At 72.1% G+C, this 17,387-nt stretch carries 12 protein-coding genes; 10 read left to right on the forward strand and 2 right to left on the reverse strand.

What is annotated here, in order from left to right; all coding sequences use genetic code 11:
* The first annotated feature begins 6 nt into the window (after positions 1-6).
* Genes DY262_RS12360 through DY262_RS12370 form a run of 3 tightly spaced genes read left to right on the forward strand, consistent with a single transcriptional unit; the run spans position 7 to position 8,860 of the window.
* Complete coding sequence (locus tag DY262_RS12360) at positions 7-543, forward strand: chemotaxis protein CheW (protein ID WP_116959321.1); 537 nt, start codon at positions 7-9, stop codon at positions 541-543.
* Between the two features lie 59 nt (positions 544-602).
* Positions 603-2,861, forward strand: coding sequence for a methyl-accepting chemotaxis protein (locus DY262_RS12365; RefSeq protein WP_116959323.1), 2,259 nt, complete (start codon positions 603-605; stop codon positions 2,859-2,861).
* 32 nt (positions 2,862-2,893) lie between these two features.
* Positions 2,894-8,860, forward strand: coding sequence for a hybrid sensor histidine kinase/response regulator (locus tag DY262_RS12370; protein ID WP_116959325.1), 5,967 nt, complete (start codon positions 2,894-2,896; stop codon positions 8,858-8,860).
* Here the strand turns inward: DY262_RS12370 and DY262_RS12375 are convergent, their stop codons facing one another.
* Positions 8,861-10,342: a cryptochrome/photolyase family protein gene (locus DY262_RS12375; protein WP_116959327.1), complete on the reverse strand. Its 1,482-nt coding sequence runs from the start codon at positions 10,340-10,342 to the stop codon at positions 8,861-8,863. It abuts the gene before it with no gap.
* A gap of 66 nt (positions 10,343-10,408) precedes the next feature.
* Here DY262_RS12375 and DY262_RS12380 point away from each other — a divergent pair, with 66 nt between their 5' ends.
* The 7 genes from DY262_RS12380 to DY262_RS12410 are packed head-to-tail and all read left to right on the forward strand — an operon-like array spanning position 10,409 to position 16,083.
* Positions 10,409-11,005: a YqgE/AlgH family protein gene (locus DY262_RS12380; RefSeq protein WP_116959329.1), complete on the forward strand. Its 597-nt coding sequence runs from the start codon at positions 10,409-10,411 to the stop codon at positions 11,003-11,005.
* Positions 10,989-11,414, forward strand: coding sequence for a Holliday junction resolvase RuvX (ruvX, locus tag DY262_RS12385; RefSeq protein WP_116959331.1), 426 nt, complete (start codon positions 10,989-10,991; stop codon positions 11,412-11,414). Before DY262_RS12380 ends, ruvX begins: the two co-directional genes overlap by 17 nt.
* The gene (gene pyrR, locus DY262_RS12390; protein WP_116959333.1) at positions 11,411-11,911 is read left to right on the forward strand and encodes a bifunctional pyr operon transcriptional regulator/uracil phosphoribosyltransferase PyrR; all 501 of its coding nucleotides are present in this window, start codon (positions 11,411-11,413) and stop codon (positions 11,909-11,911) included. The genes ruvX and pyrR overlap by 4 nt, the downstream gene beginning before the upstream one ends.
* The gene (locus DY262_RS12395) at positions 11,908-12,870 is read left to right on the forward strand and encodes an aspartate carbamoyltransferase catalytic subunit (RefSeq protein WP_116959335.1); all 963 of its coding nucleotides are present in this window, start codon (positions 11,908-11,910) and stop codon (positions 12,868-12,870) included. Before pyrR ends, DY262_RS12395 begins: the two co-directional genes overlap by 4 nt.
* Entirely contained in the window at positions 12,867-13,985 is a 1,119-nt protein-coding gene (gene hisC / locus DY262_RS12400) for a histidinol-phosphate transaminase (protein ID WP_116959337.1), read from the forward strand. The genes DY262_RS12395 and hisC overlap by 4 nt, the downstream gene beginning before the upstream one ends.
* Positions 13,982-15,301: a dihydroorotase gene (locus tag DY262_RS12405; protein ID WP_116959339.1), complete on the forward strand. Its 1,320-nt coding sequence runs from the start codon at positions 13,982-13,984 to the stop codon at positions 15,299-15,301. Before hisC ends, DY262_RS12405 begins: the two co-directional genes overlap by 4 nt.
* On the forward strand, positions 15,298-16,083 hold the full coding sequence (locus DY262_RS12410) for a lysophospholipid acyltransferase family protein (RefSeq protein ID WP_245980968.1): 786 nt from the start codon (positions 15,298-15,300) through the stop codon (positions 16,081-16,083). Before DY262_RS12405 ends, DY262_RS12410 begins: the two co-directional genes overlap by 4 nt.
* 18 nt (positions 16,084-16,101) lie before the next feature.
* Here the strand turns inward: DY262_RS12410 and DY262_RS12415 are convergent, their stop codons facing one another.
* Positions 16,102-17,289, reverse strand: coding sequence for a helix-turn-helix domain-containing protein (locus tag DY262_RS12415; protein ID WP_116959341.1), 1,188 nt, complete (start codon positions 17,287-17,289; stop codon positions 16,102-16,104).
* Between the last annotated feature and the right edge of the window lie 98 nt (positions 17,290-17,387).

A 17,387-nucleotide genomic window follows, 5' to 3' on the forward strand; every position in this document is an offset into this window, starting at 1 on the left:
ACCAGCATGGCCAAACGACAGTCGCTGAAGGAGCTCCAGGAACGGCTGGCCCAGCGCCTCACGGCAGCGAAGACCGAAGCGCTGACCGCGACATGGCTGGCCATCGAGGCCGGCGGTTGCCGCTACCTGTTGCCGCTGGTGCAGTCCGGCGAGATCTTTCCGTGGTCGGCGGTGCAGGTGGTGCCGTACACCAAGCCCTGGTACCTCGGCGTCGCCAACCTGCGCGGCGGCTTGCATGGCGTGATCGATCTGGCCGGTCTGGTGCAGGGGACCGCCCGCGCAACGGGGCGCGCCACGGAGCGGATCACCTCCGAGTCTCGGCTGGTGAGCCTGCACGGCGCCCTCGGTCTGAACGCGGTGTTCTGGATCGATCGCCTGCTGGGCCTGCGCAACCCCAGCGCTTTCAGCGCCCTGGGCGAGCGCCCGGCGGACGCGCCCGGCTACGTGACACGCGTCCTGGTGGACGCACAGGGGCAGGATTGGCAGGAACTCGACCTGCAGCTGCTCGTGAGCGAACCCGAATTCCTGGCCATCGCGGCCTGACGGCGCCCCACCCGGCACCCGACGTTTTTGTTCACCCGTTGTGAGTTGGAAGGTAAACCATGGCCACGCTTGATCGATTCCAAGGGCTGTTCTCCAAGAAGAACAAGGAGGCGGATGAGCCTGACCTGGCCGGCGTGACCGATCAGGAGATCGCGGAGCTTGCAGCGGCCCGCCTGGCGCCCGACGCCAACACGGGGGATCTGGACGACAACCTGCTGATCACCGAGGACGATGGCGAGGTCGCCAAGGACGCGCTGGTCTCGCTGCCCATCCTGGGCCGCCGCCCGGCGGAACAGCACCAGCGCTCGCTCGCGGTGCTGCTGGCCTTCGCGCTGCTGGTGCTGGGCGCCATCACGTTCTTCGTGCTGAGTCAGGCGGAAAAGATCAGCCAGCAGGTGGCCGCCAGCGGTCAGGCGCTGATGCAGTCGCAGCGTCTGGCCAAGAGCGTGTCGCAGGCGCTGGTGGGCAGCCCCACCGCCTTCCCCGAGGTGCGCGACAGCGCCAGCGTGCTGGCCACCAGCGTGCGCGGCCTCAAGCAGGGCGACAGCAACATGGCGATCGAGCCGCTGGGGCCGGAATACGGCGGCGCGCTCGACGACCTGCTGCCGCGCATCGACGCCGCCGAGCGCAACGCCTCGGCCGTGCTGGGCCAGCAGGCCACGCTGACGCAGGTGGGCGCCGCGCTGCGCACCATCAACCGCCAGTCGTCCGACCTGCTGGAGATTGCCGAGACGATCTCCTCCCTCAAGCTGCAGCAGAACGCGCCCGCCGCCGAGATCTCCGCGTCCGGTCAGCTCGTGATGCTGACGCAGCGCATTGGCAAGTCGGCCAACGAGTTCCTGACGCTGGAAGGCGTGAGCCCCGAGGCGGTGTTCCTGCTCGGCAAGGACCTGATCACCTTCAAGGAAGTGGCTGACGGCCTGCTCAAGGGCAGCGACGAGCTGCGCCTGGGCGCCGCCCGCGACCCGCAGGTGCGCGAGCGCCTGCAGGCCCTGCTGCAGCGCTACGAGGAGACCCGCGTCGAAGCCGGCGCCATCCTGGGCAACCTGCAGGGCCTGGTGGCCGCGCGCGAGGCGCAGGCCGCCATCGTGGCCGACAGCGAGCCGCTGCGCGTGGGCCTGGAGAAGCTGCAGCAGGACCTCTCCGGCCGCTCGGGCCTGGGCGGCGGCCAGCTGCTGGCCCTGGCCCTGTCCACGGTGTTCGCGCTGCTGTGCGCGGGCGGCCTGGCCTACGTGCAGCTGCAGGACAGCCGCCAGCGCCAGATGATGGCCGAAGGCCAGCGGCTGTCCGCCGAGGCGCAGGAGCAGGAAGCCAAGCGCGTCAACGACGCCAACCAGGCGGCCATTCTTCGCCTCATGAACGAACTGCAGACGGTGGCCGAGGGCGACCTGACGCAGGAAGCGACCGTGACGGAAGACATCACGGGCGCCATCGCCGACTCGGTGAACTACACGGTGGAAGAACTGCGGTCGCTGGTGGGCAACGTGCAGGCCACGGCCACCCGCGTGGCGCAGACCACGTCGGCGGTGGAAAACACCTCGACCGAGCTGCTGGCGGCCTCCACCGAACAGCTGCGCGAGATTCGCGAGACCGGTCAGTCGGTGCTCGACATGGCGCAGCGCATCAACCAGGTGTCCAGCCAGGCGCAGGAGTCGGCCCAGGTGGCCCGGGCCTCGCTGCAGGCCGCCGAATCCGGCCTGCAGGCGGTGCAGGACGCCATCGGCGGCATGAACGCCATCCGCGACCAGATCCAGGAAACCTCCAAGCGCATCAAGCGGCTGGGCGAGTCCTCGCAAGAGATCGGCGAGATCACCGAACTGATCTCGGACATCACCGAACAGACCAACGTGCTGGCCCTCAACGCCGCCATCCAGGCCGCGTCCGCCGGTGAAGCGGGTCGGGGCTTCTCGGTGGTGGCGGAAGAGGTGCAGCGCCTGGCCGAACGCTCGGCCGACGCCACGCGCCAGATCGCGGCGCTGGTGAAGGCCATTCAGACCGACACGCAGGATGCCGTGGCCGCCATGGAGCGCTCCACGCAGGGCGTGGTGGCGGGGGCCCGGCTGTCCGACAACGCGGGCACCGCGCTGTCCGAGATCGACCGCGTGTCGCGCCGGCTGGCCGATCTCATTGAGCAGATCTCCACCGCCGCCTCCCGCGAAGCCGAATCGGCCAACGAGGTGGCGGGCAATATCCAGCACATCTTCGCGGTGACCGAACAGACCGGCGAGGGCACGCGCTCCACGGCCCAGCAGGTGCGTGAGCTGTCGGCCATGGCCGAAGAACTGCGCCAGTCGGTGGCCCGATTCAAGATCGCCTGACGGCGGACCGCTGGAACCCATCAGGGAGGCCCATGACCGAAGCGACCGAATCCGCTCTGCAGGACTTGCCCACCACCGACCTCGGGCCCCTGGCCTGGGTCTTCGAGGAGTTGCGCAAGTCGCTCGACGGGGCCAACAAGGCCATTCGGCGTTTCGTTCGCGAGAACGAGCAGTCGCGCCATGGGGACCTCGAGGCGGTGGACCCGGCCGCCCTGCGCATGGCCCGACAGCAGCTGCACCAGGCGGTGGGGGCACTGGAGGTGGTCGGCCTGGGGGCGCCCGCGCAGGTGCTGCGTGGCATGGAGTCGGCGGTGCAGCGCTTCGTGCAGAAGCCGGCCAGTTGCGACGAGCAGGCCGCCAGCCGGGTGGAGCGCGCCAGCTTCGCCCTGGTCGAGTACCTCGAGGCGGTGCTCAACCACAAGCCCGTGCAGCCGGTGGCGCTGTTCCAGCAGTACCGCGAGGTGCTGGAGCTCGCGGGCGCCGAGCGCGTGCATCCCTCGGATCTCTGGGATTTTGATCACCGGGCGATCGACATGCCGGCGCCGCCGGGCGCCAAGCCGCTCGATGTCGGCCCGGCGGTCCGTTCGCTGTTCGACCGCCTGATCCTGCTCGTCGTCAAGACGCAGAGCGCGGCGGCCTGCCAGCAACTGGCCAAGCTGTGCGGCGGCATTTCCGCCGCCGCCGCGGAGCCGCGCCAGCGCACGTTCTGGCGCGTGGCGGCGGCCTTCTTCGAGGCCGCGGGCGGGCCTGGTCTGCCCTTCGATGTGTACGTGAAGCGGGCGGCGTCGCGACTGCTCATGCAGTTCGGCCAGATGGCCTCCGGCACCGGCCAGGTGTCGGAAACCTTGCTGCACGACCTGCTGTTCTTCTGCGCGCAGAGCCAGCCCGCCGACGCGGCCGCCACCCAGCACCTGGGCGCCGTGCGCGAAACCTATGGCCTGCAGCGCTACCGCCCGGCCGACTACCACCAGGCCACGCTGGGCCGCTACGACCCCGCCGTGCTGGCGCAGGCCCGCAAGCGCATCCAGACGGCCAAGGAGGCCTGGTCCCTGTTCGCGGGCGGCGACCATGCGCGGGCCCGCCAGGTCGGTGACCAGTTCGGCCTGATCGGCGAGTCGCTGCTCAAGCTGCACCCGCCCAGCGCGCCGCTCGCGGCGGCGCTGGTCAAGGCGGCCGATCGCGCCGTGAACGAGCCCGGCGGCGTGCGCCCCGAACTCGCCATGGAAGTGGCCACGACCACCCTGTACCTGGAGGCCGCGTTCGAAGACTTCGATCCTGCCGAGCCCGAGCTCGCGGCGCGCACGCAGGACCTGGCGCAGCGCCTGGGCAGCGTCATCGACGGCGAGGCGGCCCGCCCGCTGGACGGGTGGATGGAGCAGCTCTACCGCCGCGTCAGCGACCGCCAGACCATGGGCAGTGTGGTCGACGAGCTGAAGGTGTCGCTGGGCGAGGTCGAAAAATCGCTCGACCAGTTCTTCCGCCAGCCGCAGGAAAAAGCGGGCCTGCACGTGGCGGTGACCCAGCTGGCCCAGATGCGCGGCGTGCTGTCGGTGCTGGGCCTGGACCACGCGGTGCAGGCCGTCACCCGCATGCGCGGCAGCGTCGAGCAGATTCTGGACACCGAGGTCGACGAGGCCCTGGCCCGTGAGGCCGGCACCTTCCAGCAGCTCGGCGACAACCTGAGCGCGCTGAGCTTCCTGGTCGACATGCTGAGCTACCAGCCGGCGCTGGCGAAGAAGCTCTTCGTCTTCGATGAGGACAAGGGCGGCCTGGTCCCGCTCATGGGGCGCGCCAGCGTGGGCCGCGACCGTTCGCCGCCCGCCCGCAGCGACGCCGAGGCCTTGCAGGCGGGCGTGCGCCGGGTGGTCGACAGCGTTTTCGGGGGACTGGACGACCTCAGTGGCCTGAGCCAGCAGCTGGATTCGCTCGCCGATCAGGCCGCGTTGGCCGAACAGCCGGCCGTGGCCAAGGCCGCGCGCGAGGCCGCCGAAGCCGTGGTGCGCGATGACGCCGCGATGGGCGCGCAGGCGCTGGTTGGGTTGACCGAGGCCGCCGCGCCCGACGCCTCCTCGGCCCCTGCCGATGCACCGCCGGCCGACGACACCGACGAAGACGACCTGCTCGACATCTTCCTGGAGGAGGCGCGCGAGGTCGTGGCCAATGGCCGCGAAGCGGTCTCGCACCTGCACGAGCAGCCCTCCGATCTCGACCACCTGACCACGCTGCGCCGCGCCTTCCATACGCTCAAGGGCAGCTCCCGCATGGTCGGCCTCAACGAGTTCGGCGAGGCGGCCTGGGCCCTGGAGCAGTTGCTCAACGCCGTGCTGGCCGAGCAGCGGCCCGCGAGCGAAGCCTTGCTGGGCCTGTCGGGCGAGGCCCTGGATCAATTCGAACGCTGGGTGCAGGACATCGCGGCCCAGCAGGCGTCCGCCTGGCGCTCGCAGCCCTTCCGGGCCAGCGCCGAGGCGCTGAAGGCCCAGGGCGTGTGGCTGCCCCTGCAGGCGCCGCCCGCCACCGGGGCGCAGGAGCCCCTCGACATCGCGCTGGACGACGAGCCACCAGGGCCCGAGGCCGAACCGCCGCTCCAGGCGCCGGCGGCCGACGCGGCCGCGCCCTCCACCGGCTTCGGCGACCTGCCCCTGCCCGAGCCCTTGTCCGAGGCCGCGCTCGAGGTGCCGCTGCTCGCCGACATCGACCTCGACCTGCTGGCGGCGGTCGCGCAACCCGCGACCGCCGAAGCGCCCGAGGCCGACGCGCCCGCCGCCGAGGCCGCGCAGGCAACGCCGGCCGAGGCGCTGCCCCAGCCCCCGGTGGCCGCGCCCGTGGTGCCGCCGGAGTTCGACCAGCTGGAAGACTTCCCGCGCGAAGCCGTCGAGTCCGGTTTTGCCGACATCCAGGAAATCGAGCTGACGGCGCCGGCGCCGCTGCCGCCCGCCGAGCCGGTGCCCCTGGTGAGTGCCCCCGCCGAGGAGCCCGTGCGCGAAATCGGCTCGCTGCGCATTGGCCACAAGCTCTACAACGTCTTCCTCAACGAGGCCGATGAGTGGTCCCGCCGGCTGGGCACCAGTCTGTCCGAGTGGGCCATGGAGACCCATGTGCCCGTGCCCGAGTCGGCCGAGGCGCTCGCGCACTCGCTGGCGGGCAGCTCGGGCACCGTCGGGTTCGAGTCGCTGTCGGGCGTCGCGCGTGCGCTGGAGCACGCGCTGGGCTCGGTCGCCGCGCGCCAGCGCGAAGGACAACAGGCGCCGGCCGCGCTGGGCCAGCTGTTCGTGGACGCCGGTGAAGACATCCGCCGCCTGCTGCACCAGTTCGCGGCGGGTTTCCTGAAGGAGGCCGATCCCTTCGTGCTGCAGTCGCTGGTGCAGGTGGTGCACGACCCGCTGGCCTTTGGCGAACCGCCAGCGGCCGCGCCCGCCACGGCCGACGACGAGGTGTTCCTCACCGTCAGCGACGAGGTCGAGCTGCTGCCGGCCGACGACGAGCCCGCGCCGCCCGAGCCGGCGTCGCCGCCCGTGGCGGCCGACGAGGCCCTGGACACCAGCGCCGGTCCCGCGACCCAGTGGGACCTGCCCGCCGCGCCCGAGCCGGTGCGCGCCGCAGCGGCGCACGGCGGCCACCAGGACATCGACGACGACATCGACGCGGTCGACACCATCGATGTCGACCTGTTCCCCATCTTCGAGGAAGAGGCCCAGGAACTGCTGCCGCAGATGGGCGCGGCCCTGCGCCAGTGGAGCGCCCGTCCCGACGACGGCGGCGCGCGCGCCGAGGTGCTGCGAGGGCTGCACACGCTCAAGGGCAGTGCCCGCCTGGCCGGCGCCCTGCGCCTGGGTGAAATGGCCCACCGCATGGAAACCGCGGCCGAGCGCCTGGGTTCCGACGTGCAGCGCGCCAGCGACCTGGAAGTGCTGCAAAGCGCTTTCGACGCCATCGTGGCGCGCTTCGATGCCCTGCGGCATCCCGACGCCCAGACCGGCGCCGTGGTGCAGTCCGCGCCCGAGGCGCTGGCGCAGCCCGCGCCCGAGGCGCAGCCCGTGGCTGAGACCGCGGTGCCGGCCGCGCCGGCCGCCGCGACCAGCGGCCTGGGCGCCCACTTCGTCGCGCCCATCGCGCCGGCCCAGCTGGCGGCGCGCGGCGGGGCCGCCGTGCGCGTGCGCCCCGAGCTGCTCGACCGCCTGGTCAACCAGACCGGCGAGGTGATCATCTCGCGCTCGCGCATGGAGGCCGAGGTCGTCACGCTGCGCACCTCGCTGAAGGACCTCACGGGCAACCTGGACCGCCTGCGCCAGCAGCTGCGCGACATCGAGCTGCAGGCCGAGACGCAGATGCAATCGCGCCTGGCCCAGGCCCGCGACCACGTGCAGGCCTTCGACCCGCTGGAGTTCGACCGCTTCACCCGTGTGCAGGAGCTCACCCGCATGATGGCCGAGTCGGTGAACGACGTGGCCACGCTGCAGCGCAACCTGCAGCGCGCCGTGGAGGCGACCGAAGACAACCTGGTGGCCCAGGCGCGCCAGACGCGCGAGCTGCAGCGCGACCTGCTGCGCACGCGCATGGTGGAGTTCGAGGGCATCTCCGAACGCCTGTACCGCGTGGTGCGCCAGGCCTCCAAGGAAACCGGCAAACAGGTGCGCCTGGACATCACCGGCGGCAACATCGAAATGGACCGGGGCGTGCTGGACCGCATGACCGGCACCTTCGAACACCTGCTGCGCAACCACGTGGCCCACGGCATCGAATCGCCCGAGCTGCGCGAGCAGCGCGGCAAGCCGGCCGAAGGCCGCATCGACATCGAGCTGCACCAGGAGCGCAACGACGTCTCGCTGGTGTTCGCCGACGACGGTGGCGGCATCGACCTGGAGCGCCTGCGCGAGAAGGCCCGCGAGGCCGGCCTGCTGGCGCCCGATCAAGTGATCGACGACGAGCACGCCGCCCAGCTCATCTTCGAGGCCGGCATCAGCACGGCCCGCGAAGTCTCCGAGCTGGCCGGGCGCGGCATCGGCATGGACGTGGTGCGCAGCGACGTGCTCGCGCTCGGTGGCCGCATCGAGACCGCCACGCGCGCCGGGCAGGGCACCTCGTTCAAGCTGGTGCTGCCGCTGACCACGGCGGTCACGCAGGTGGTGATGCTGCGCGCGGGCGAGCTCACGTTCGGCGTGCCGTCGAACCTGGTGGAGATCGTGCGCCGCGTGCCGCCGGCCGAGCTGCAGGCGGCCTACGCCAGCGGCCACATGCGCCATGGCGACGAGGACGTGCCCTTCTTCTGGAGCGGTGCCCTGCTGCAGTCCACGGCGCAGTCGCAGGAGCCGCAGAACCGCACGCTGCCGGTGGTGGTCTTCCGCAGCGCGTCCCAGCGCCTGGCCATGCACGTCGACGAGGTGCTGGGCAACCAGGAAGTCGTGGTCAAGAACCTGGGCGCGCAGCTGTCGCGGCTGCCGGGCCTGGCGGGCATGTCGGTGCTCGCCTCGGGCGCGGTGGCGCTGATCTACAACCCGGTGGCGCTGTCCACGGTGTACGGGCCGCAGGTGCCCGAGTGGGTGCGCCAGCAGGCGGCCCTGCCCCAGGCCACGGAGCGCGTCGCCACCGGTGGCGACGCGGGCGCGGACGCCGCGCTGGCCAGCGTGCCACTGGTGCTGGTGGTCGACGACTCCATCACCGTGCGCCGCGTCACCCAGCGCCTGCTGCAGCGCGAGGGCTACCGCGTGACGCTGGCGGCCGACGGCCTGCAGGCGCTGGAGCGGCTGCAGATGGAGCGCCCGGCCGTGGTGCTGTCCGACATCGAGATGCCGCGCATGGACGGTTTCGACCTCGTGCGCAACATCCGGGCCGACGCCCGCCTGGCCGATCTGCCGGTGATCATGATCACCTCGCGCATCGCCGAGAAGCACCGCGAGCACGCGCGCGAACTGGGCGTGGACCACTACCTGGGCAAGCCCTATTCCGAAGACGAGCTGCTGGTGCTGGTGGCGCGCTACGCCCGGGCCACCGCCGACGCCTGATCAGGCGTTGCCCTGCTCCTTCACCACCGCATACCGCGCCAGGGTCTTCTCGCGGGCCTGCGCGTGGTCCACCAGCGGCAGGGGGTAGTTGTCGCCCAGCACCAGCCCGGCGGCGGCCAGCTCCACGGGGCTGGCCTTCCAGGGCGCGTGGATCGCCGCGTCGGGCAGGCCGGCGAGCTGGGGCAGGTAGCGCCGGATGAAGCGGCCCTGCGGGTCGAAGCGTTCGCTCTGGGTGACGGGGTTGAAGATGCGGAACCAGGGTTGCGCGTCGCAGCCGCTGGAGCTGGCCCACTGCCAGCCGCCGTTGTTGGCCGCGAGGTCGAAGTCGATCAGGTGCTCGGCGAAGTAGCGTTCGCCCCATTGCCAGTGGATGCCGAGGTCCTTCACCAGGAAGCTGGCCACCACCATGCGCAGGCGGTTGTGCATGTAGCCGGTCTGCAGGATCTGCGCCATGGCCGCGTCCACCAGCGGGTAGCCGGTGCGGCCCTCGCACCAGGCCTGGAACAGGGCGTCCGCGGCCTTGCCGTGCTCGTAGCGCACGGCGTCGTAGGCGGGCTTGAAGGCGCGCTGCGCCACGTGCGGAAAGTTGGCCAGGATCTGGTGGTAGAAGTCGCGCCAGATGAGTTCGGACAGCCAGGTGCTGGCGCCCGGGTTGCCCTGGGCGTGCAGGCCGTGCGCGATGGACGCCAGCGCACGCACCGACACGGTGCCGAAGCGCAGGTGCGCGCTCAGGTAGCTGGGGCCCTTGACCGCCGGGTAGTCGCGCGCCTCGTCGTAGCGGTCGATGCGCTGCAGGAAGTCGTCGAACAGCTGGTGCGCGCCGTCCTCGCCGGTGGGCAGGGCGAGCTGCGAGAGGTTGGTGCGCTGGAAGCCGATCTCCGCCAGCGTGGGCACCGGGCGCGACAGGCCTTCGGGCAAGGGCGCCAGGGCGCCCGCGTGCTTGGCGATCGGGTAGGCCTTGAGGTGAAAGGGCGTGAGTGCCTTGAGCCAGGCGTTCTTGTAGGGCGTGAACACGCCGAAGGCCCGCTCGGACTGCGTGAGCACCTCGCGGCGCTCGAAGATCACGTGGTCCTTGTGGGTGCGCAGCAGCACGCCCTGGTGCGCCAGCGCGCCCAGCACCTGGGCGTCGCGCGCCAGCGCGGCGGGCTCGTCGTCGTGGTTGGCGAACACGGCTTGCACGCCCAGGCGCTCGGCCAGGGCGGGGATGGCGCGCGAGGCCTGGTCGTGCAGCACGATCAGGCCGGTGCCCGGCCGGCCGTGCTCGGCGCCCAGCTCGCGCAGCCGCGCGTCCAGCGCCACCAGCGATTCGCGGATGAACTCCACCCGGCGGTCGGCGCGCGGCAGCGGGTCCAGGATGTCGCGGTCGAACACGAATACGCACCACAGCTGGCGGCAGTGGCGCAGCGCGTGGTGCAGGGCCGCGTTGTCGCTGGCGCGCAGGTCGCGGCGGAACCACATCAGGCCGGTGTCGAAATGGCTCATGGGCGGTGGTGGGCGGAGGTGACCGGCGAAGCCGGGCGGGCGGGGGGCGGGACATAGAATCCACGCATGGCCGCCGATTTTGCTCCGACCAACCTGACCCATCATTTCCTGATCGCGATGCCGGGGTTGACCGACGAGTTGTTCGGCCGCAGCGTGGTGTTCATGTGCGAACACAGCGAACGCGGCGCCCTCGGCCTGGTCATCAACAAGCCCAGCGACATCCTGCTGCCCAAGCTGTTCGAGAAGGTCGAGCTGCCGCTGTCGCGCGAAGACCTCATGGACCTGCCCGTGTTCCAGGGCGGCCCGGTGCAGACCGAGCGCGGCTTCGTGCTGCACGAGGCCGTCAACCCCGAGCAGGACGGCGAGTCGGTCTACGCCTCCACGCTGTCCATCCCCGGCGGCCTGGAAATGACCACCTCCAAGGACGTGCTCGAGGCCATGGCGGCCGGCGCCGGCCCGCGCCGCGTGTTTGTCTCGCTGGGCTATGCCTCCTGGGGCCAGGGCCAGCTCGAATCCGAGCTCGCCGAGAACGCCTGGCTCACCGTGCCGGCCGACATCGAAATCATTTTCGAGGCCCCGGTGGCCGAGCGCTACGACCGCGCCATGGCCCTGCTGGGCCTGCAGCAGCCCTGGATGCTCTCGCCCGATGCCGGCCATGCCTGAGCCGGCCATGCCCGAAGTCGCCGCCACGCTGCAGACCTTCCTGGCCTTCGACCTGGGCCAGCGCCGCACCGGCGTGGCCAGCGGCAACCGGCTCACCCGCAGCGCCACGCCGCAGCCCACCATCGTGGCCACCGGCGACGCGCGCCTGGAGCGCGCGGCCGAGCGCATCCGCGAGTGGGCGCCCGACGCGCTGGTGGTGGGTGTGCCCTTCCATCCCGACGGCGCCGAGCACGCCAACACCGCCATGGCGCGCAAGTTCGCGCGCCGCCTGCACGGCCGCCATGGCCTGCCCGTGTTCGAGGTGGACGAGCGATACAGCACCACCGAGGCGCACGCGCAGGGCGCGCGGGACGCCGACGCCGCGTCCGCCTGCATCATCCTGGAACAGTTCCTGAGGAGCCTGCCTTGACCCCACCCGATGCCGAAGCGCTCTACGCGCAACTGCTCACGCGCGTGCGGGCCGTGCTGGAGGCCGAGCCCGCGACGCGGCTCGTGGGCATCGCCACCGGCGGCGCCTGGATCGCCGAGCGCCTGCACGCCGACCTGAAACAGCCCGGCGCCTGCGGCGTGGTCTCGTCCGTCATGCACCGCGACGACTTCGCGCGCCGTGGCCTGGCCAGCAGCGTGCAGACCCGGCTGCCCTTCGAGGTGGACGGCGCGAGCCTGCTGCTGATCGACGACGTGCTCTACACCGGCCGCACGCTGCGCGCCGTGCTCAACGAGCTCTTCGACCACGGCCGCCCCGCGAGCGTGCGCCTGGCCGTGCTGGTCGATCGCGGCGGACGCCAGCTGCCGATCGAGGCGCAGCTGAGCATGGCGCGTGTCGAGGTGCCCGCCGGCCAGTCGCTCGAACTCGCGCGCGACGGCGACGGCCGCCTGCGCTTCGTGCTGGAAAGCCAAACATGACCCCCGCCCGCAACCCCCAGCTCAACAAGAACGGCGAGCTCATCCACCTGCTCTCCACCGAAGGCCTGTCGCGCGACATCCTCACGCACATCCTGGACACCGCGGCCAGCTTCACCAGCGTGAGCAACCGCGAGGTGAAGAAGGTGCCGCTGCTGCGCGGCAAGAGCGTGTTCAACCTATTCTTCGAGAACAGCACACGCACGCGCACCACCTTCGAGATCGCGGCCACTCGGCTGTCGGCCGACGTCATCAACCTCGACATCGCGCGCAGCTCCACCGCCAAGGGCGAGTCGCTGCTCGACACCATCGCCAACCTCAGCGCCATGGCGGCCGACATCTTCGTCGTGCGCCACAGCGAATCGGGCGCGCCCTACCTCATCGCACAGCACGTGGCCCCGCACGTGCACGTGGTCAACGCGGGCGACGGGCGCCACGCGCACCCCACGCAGGGCCTGCTCGACATGTACACCATCCGCCACTACAAGCGGGACTTCACGCAGCTGTCGGTGGCCATCGTGGGCGACGTGCTGCACTCGCGCGTGGCGCGCTCCGACATCCACGCCCTCACCACCCTGGGCTGCCCCGACGTGCGCGTGGTCGGCCCGCGCACCCTGGTGCCGAGCGATCTCTCGCACATGGGCGTGCGCGTGTGCCACACGCTCGAAGAGGGCATCAAGGGCTGCGACGTGGTCATCACCCTGCGCCTGCAGAACGAGCGCATGAGCGGCGCGCTGCTGCCCTCCAGCCAGGAGTACTTCAAGAGCTTCGGCCTCACGCCCGAGCGCCTGAAGTGGGCCAAGCCCGACGCCATCGTCATGCACCCGGGGCCCATCAACCGCGGCGTGGAGATCGACTCCGCCGTGGTGGACGGTCCGCAGAGCGTGATCCTGCCGCAGGTCACCTTCGGCATCGCCGTGCGCATGGCGGTGATGTCCATCGTCGCGGGCAACGAAGCGTGAGCACGCCCGCGCCCGACCCCGACACGCGCTTCTGGAGCCCGGCCCTGCGCGGGCTGAGCGCCTACACGCCCGGCGAGCAGCCGCAGGGCACGGGCTGGATCAAGCTCAACACCAACGAATGCCCCTACCCGCCCTCGCCGCTGGCGCTGCGGCGCATGGCCGAGGCGGTGGACGAGCGGCTGCGCCTCTACCCCGATCCCTCGGCGCTGGCGCTGCGCCAGACCATCGCCGCGCAGCACGGGCTGCGGGTGGAGCAGGTCTTCGTGGGCAACGGCTCGGACGAGGTGCTGGCGCACGCCTTCATGGGCCTGCTGCGCCACGGCCGGCCGGTGCTGGTGCCGGACGTCAGCTACTCCTTCTACCCGGTCTACTGCGCGCTCTACGGCGTGGCCTGCCAGCCCGTGCCCCTGGACGCCGATTTCCGCGTGCGGGTGGCCGACTACCTGCAGCCCAACGGTGGCATCGTGCTGCCCAACCCGAACGCGCCCACCGGCATCGCGCTGCCCCTGGACGAGATCCGCTGGCTGCTGCAGCACAACCCCGATTCGGTGCTGGTGGTGGACGAGGCTTACGTGGACTTCGGCGCGCAGAGCGCCGTGTCGCTCATCGACGAGTTTCCCCAGCTGCTGGTGGTGCAGACCTTGTCCAAGTCGCGCGCGCTCGCGGGCCTGCGCGTGGGTTTCGCCCTGGGCCACGCCGACCTGATCCGGGCGCTGAGCACCGTCAAGGACAGCTTCAACTCCTACCCGCTGGACCGCGTGGCGCTGGCCGGCGCGCAGGCCGCGCTGGAGGACCAGGCGCACTTCGCCTCGCTCACGCGGCGCATCGTCGACAGCCGCGAATGGCTCGCGCGCGAGCTGCAGGCCCTGGGCTTTCACTGCCTGCCCTCGAGCGCGAACTTCCTGCTCGCGCGGCACCCGCGCCACGGCGCGGCCCGGCTGCAGCAGGACCTGCGAGAGCGCCGCATCCTGGTGCGCCACTTCAGCCAGCCGCGCATCGCCGAGCACCTGCGCATCACCATCGGCTCGCCGGCCGAATGCGAGGCCCTGGTGGCCGCGCTGCGCGAGCTGATCGATCCCGTCCGGCACCGCGATTCCAAGGTGACACCCGCATGAAAATCCTGATCCAGAACGGCCGCGTGATCGACCCGGCCAGCGGCCGCGACGAGATGGCCGACGTCGCCATCGCCGCCGGGCGCATCATCGCCATCGGCCGCGTCGCCGCCGACTTCCACCCGGCGCGCACCATCGACGCCGGTGGCTGCGTGGTCGCGCCGGGCCTGGTGGACCTGTCCGTGCGCCTGAAGGAGCCCGGCCAGGAGCACGCCGGCATGCTGGAGAGCGAGACCGCGGCGGCGGTGGCCGGCGGCGTCACCTCGCTGGTCTGCCCGCCCGACACCGAGCCCGTGCTCGACGAGCCCGGCCTGGTGGACATGCTCAAGTTCCGCGCCGAGAAGCTGCACCGTTCGCGCGTCTTCCCGCTCGGCGCGCTCACGCGCGGCCTCGCCGGCGAGGTGCTGACCGAGATGGCCGAGCTCACCGAGGCCGGCTGCGTGGGCTTCGGCCAGGCCGAAACCACCATCCAGAACACCCAGGTGCTGCTGCGCGCGCTGCAGTACGCGGCCACATTCGGCTACACCGTGTGGCTGCGCCCGCAGGACCTGTGGCTGGGCAAGGGCGTGGCCGCCAGCGGCCCGCTGGCCACGCGCCTGGGCCTGGCCGGCGTGCCCGTCGCGGCGGAGACCATCGCGCTGCACACGCTGTTCGAGCTGATGCGCGCCACCAAGGGCGGTGCGCGCGTGCACCTGTGCCGCCTCAGCAGCGCGGCCGGCGTGGACCTGGTGCGCGCCGCCAAGGCCGAGGGACTGCCCGTCAGCTGCGACGTGAGCGTGCACAACCTGCACCTCACCGACGTGGACATCGGCTTCTACGACAGCCGCTTTCGCCTGCAGCCGCCGCTGCGCCAGCAGCGCGACCGCGACGCCCTGCGCGCCGGCCTGGCGGACGGCACCATCGACGCGCTGGTGTCGGACCACAACCCGGTGGACAGCGACGCCAAGACCCTGCCGTTCGCCGAGGCCGAGCCCGGCGCCAGCGCGGTGGAGCTGCTGCTGGGCCTGGCCTGCACCTGGGCGCAGCAGGACGGCCTGGGCCTGATGCAGGCGCTGGCGGTGCTCACGCACGGCCCACAGCGCGTGCTGGGCGCCAGCCTGGGCACGCTGCAGGCCAGCGTGGGCCAGCTCGCCGTGGGCGGCGCGGCCGACGTGCTGGTCTTCCACCCCGACGCGCCCTGGACCGTGTCGCCCGCGGCCCTGCGCAGCCAGGGCCGGCACACACCGTTCGAAGGCCACGAGATGCCGGTGTCGGTGCGCGCCACGCTGGTCGGCGGGCAGATCGCGCACGCGGCCGAGGGCGTGGCGGCGCCGGCGTGAACGCGCCGCACGGCCAGGCCGGGGGCGTGCGCCTCCGGGGAGGGCAGCTGCGCGCGGCCTGGCGCGCCCTGCGCGCCGTGCTGCACGTGCTGCGCGGCCTATGGATCATCCGCAGCGAGTTCGGCCGCCTCACGCACGCGCAGAGCCAGCTCATCGTGCGCGAGTGGTCGCGCCGCATGCTGGCCATCATGGGCGTCGCGCTCGACGTGCAAGGCCAGCCGCCCGCGCGCGGCGCCGTGCTGATGGTGGCCAACCACATCTCCTGGCTCGACATCCTGGTGATGAACGCCGCGCACCCGAGCCGCTTCGTGTCCAAGGCCGACGTGCAGCGCTGGCCGCTGCTGGGCTCGCTCATCACCGGCGCGGGCACGCTCTACATTGAGCGCGAGAGCCGGCGCGATGCGCTGCGCGTGGTGCACCGCATGGCCGAGCGGCTGCGAGAGGGCGAGACCGTCTCGGTGTTCCCCGAAGGCACCACGGGCGACGGCGCCCAGCTGCTGCCTTTCCACGCCAACCTGCTGCAGGCCGCGATATCGGCCAGCGCGCCGGTGCAGCCGGTGGCGTTGCGCTACCTGGAACGCAGCAGTGGCCAGCCGCACCCGGGCCCGGTGTTCATCGGCGACGACACCCTGGTCGCGTCGGTATGGCGCACGCTGCGCTCGGACACGGTGCGCGCCGTGGTGCGCTACGGCACACCGCAGCGCGCCGGCGCGCGCGACCGCCGCGCCTGGTCCGAGGCGCTGCGCGCCGAGGTGCAGGCCGAGTTCGACGCGGCGCGCTGAGCGGGCCCGCGGACCGGATCAGGGGGCGGAGGCCTCGGCCGCCGGCGCGGCCCGCAGCCGCCGGTACAGCAGCCCGCGCGACACGCCCAGCTGGCGCGCGGCGCGCGCGATGTTGCCGCCGCAGGCCGCCAGCGTTTCGGAGATCACGCGGTCGCGGTGGTCGTCCAGCGTGGACGAGGGCGCGGTGTCGGCGATCGGCGCGTCGGGCGCGGCCTCGTCGGCCGCGGACGGCGGCCCGCCGGTGGCCACGGCGCGGTTGAAGTCCACACCGTCGGCGCTGCCGATGTGGGCGCGCACCCAGACCGTGAGCCCATTGGGCAACCGCAGCGCGCGCGGTTCGCGGGCGCGGTGCAAGGCCAGCAGCTCCTCGAAGGCCAGGCCGAACACGGTGTCCACGGGCGGGTGGGCCAGGGCGTTGGCGCCGGTCAGGCGCTGCGCCACCGGGTTGAGCCAGGCCAGCTGGCCGCTCACGTCGATGCCGGCCAGGCCTTCCAGCGGCGTGCCCAGCACGCGCGGGCTGGCCTGGAACTGCAACACCAGGTGCGCGGGTGATTGCAGCCGCAGCAGCCGGTTTTCGATGGTGCTGGCGTAGAGCGCCACCAGGCCGGCGGCGTCGAAGCCGAAGGGCGAGCCTTCGATGGACAGGTCCAGCACGCCGGCCAGGCGGCCGTGCACGTCGCGGATGGGCGCGGCCGCGCAGTGCAGGGTCTGCAGCATCTCGTGGAAGTGCTCGGCGCCCTGCACGGTGCAGGCGCTGGCCGCGCGCGCCACGATGCCCGGCGCGGTGGTGCCGATCTCGCCCTCGGCCAGGTTCACGCCCACGCGGCTGCCCGCGTCCAGCAGCGGCTGCGGTGCCGTCCCCAGCGGCGCACTGGCGTGGATGACCACGCCCTGGCCGTCGGTGAGCAGCACGCGGCAACTGGTGCCGCCCAGCGCCGCGGCGAGCTGCTGCAGGTCGTCGTTGCCGGCCAGCAGCAGCTGCTGGTTGCGCGTCAGGCAGGCGTGCATGCGGCTGCGCGTCACGGGGTCGAAGCTGACGGCATGGCGCGGGTTGCGGCGCGTGGCGGTGCAGCGCATCCACGATTGGATGACGGCTTCGTTCACCAGTCCGGTGGGGCGTTCGCCTTCGTCGAAGAACCGCTGCCGCGCGAGCGCTGTGCGCTGCTCGGCGGTCTGGAAGAAGAGGGGGCGGGCGGGCTCGGCCATGGGTCACTTTTGGGGGGGCCAGGGCAGTATCGGCGGCGCGCGCGGGCACCGCGCTGCGGGAAATCCCTGCGCCATCCGCCGACTCTGTTCCACCGTGG

Origin of the sequence: Hydrogenophaga borbori (genome assembly GCF_003417535.1) — a bacterium.
Taxonomy (GTDB): domain Bacteria; phylum Pseudomonadota; class Gammaproteobacteria; order Burkholderiales; family Burkholderiaceae_C; genus Hydrogenophaga; species Hydrogenophaga borbori.

Bases quoted from the DNA above. Each gene is read 5' to 3' on its own strand.
- DY262_RS12360 (WP_116959321.1), top strand. From the start codon at position 7: ATGGCCAAACGACAGTCGCTGAAGGAGCTCCAGGAACGGCTGGCCCAG.
- DY262_RS12365 (WP_116959323.1), top strand. From the start codon at position 603: ATGGCCACGCTTGATCGATTCCAAGGGCTGTTCTCCAAGAAGAACAAG.
- DY262_RS12370 (WP_116959325.1), top strand. From the start codon at position 2,894: ATGACCGAAGCGACCGAATCCGCTCTGCAGGACTTGCCCACCACCGAC.
- DY262_RS12375 (WP_116959327.1), bottom strand. From the start codon at position 10,342: ATGAGCCATTTCGACACCGGCCTGATGTGGTTCCGCCGCGACCTGCGC.
- DY262_RS12380 (WP_116959329.1), top strand. From the start codon at position 10,409: ATGGCCGCCGATTTTGCTCCGACCAACCTGACCCATCATTTCCTGATC.
- ruvX (WP_116959331.1), top strand. From the start codon at position 10,989: ATGCCGGCCATGCCTGAGCCGGCCATGCCCGAAGTCGCCGCCACGCTG.
- DY262_RS12395 (WP_116959335.1), top strand. From the start codon at position 11,908: ATGACCCCCGCCCGCAACCCCCAGCTCAACAAGAACGGCGAGCTCATC.
- DY262_RS12405 (WP_116959339.1), top strand. From the start codon at position 13,982: ATGAAAATCCTGATCCAGAACGGCCGCGTGATCGACCCGGCCAGCGGC.
- DY262_RS12415 (WP_116959341.1), bottom strand. From the start codon at position 17,289: ATGGCCGAGCCCGCCCGCCCCCTCTTCTTCCAGACCGCCGAGCAGCGC.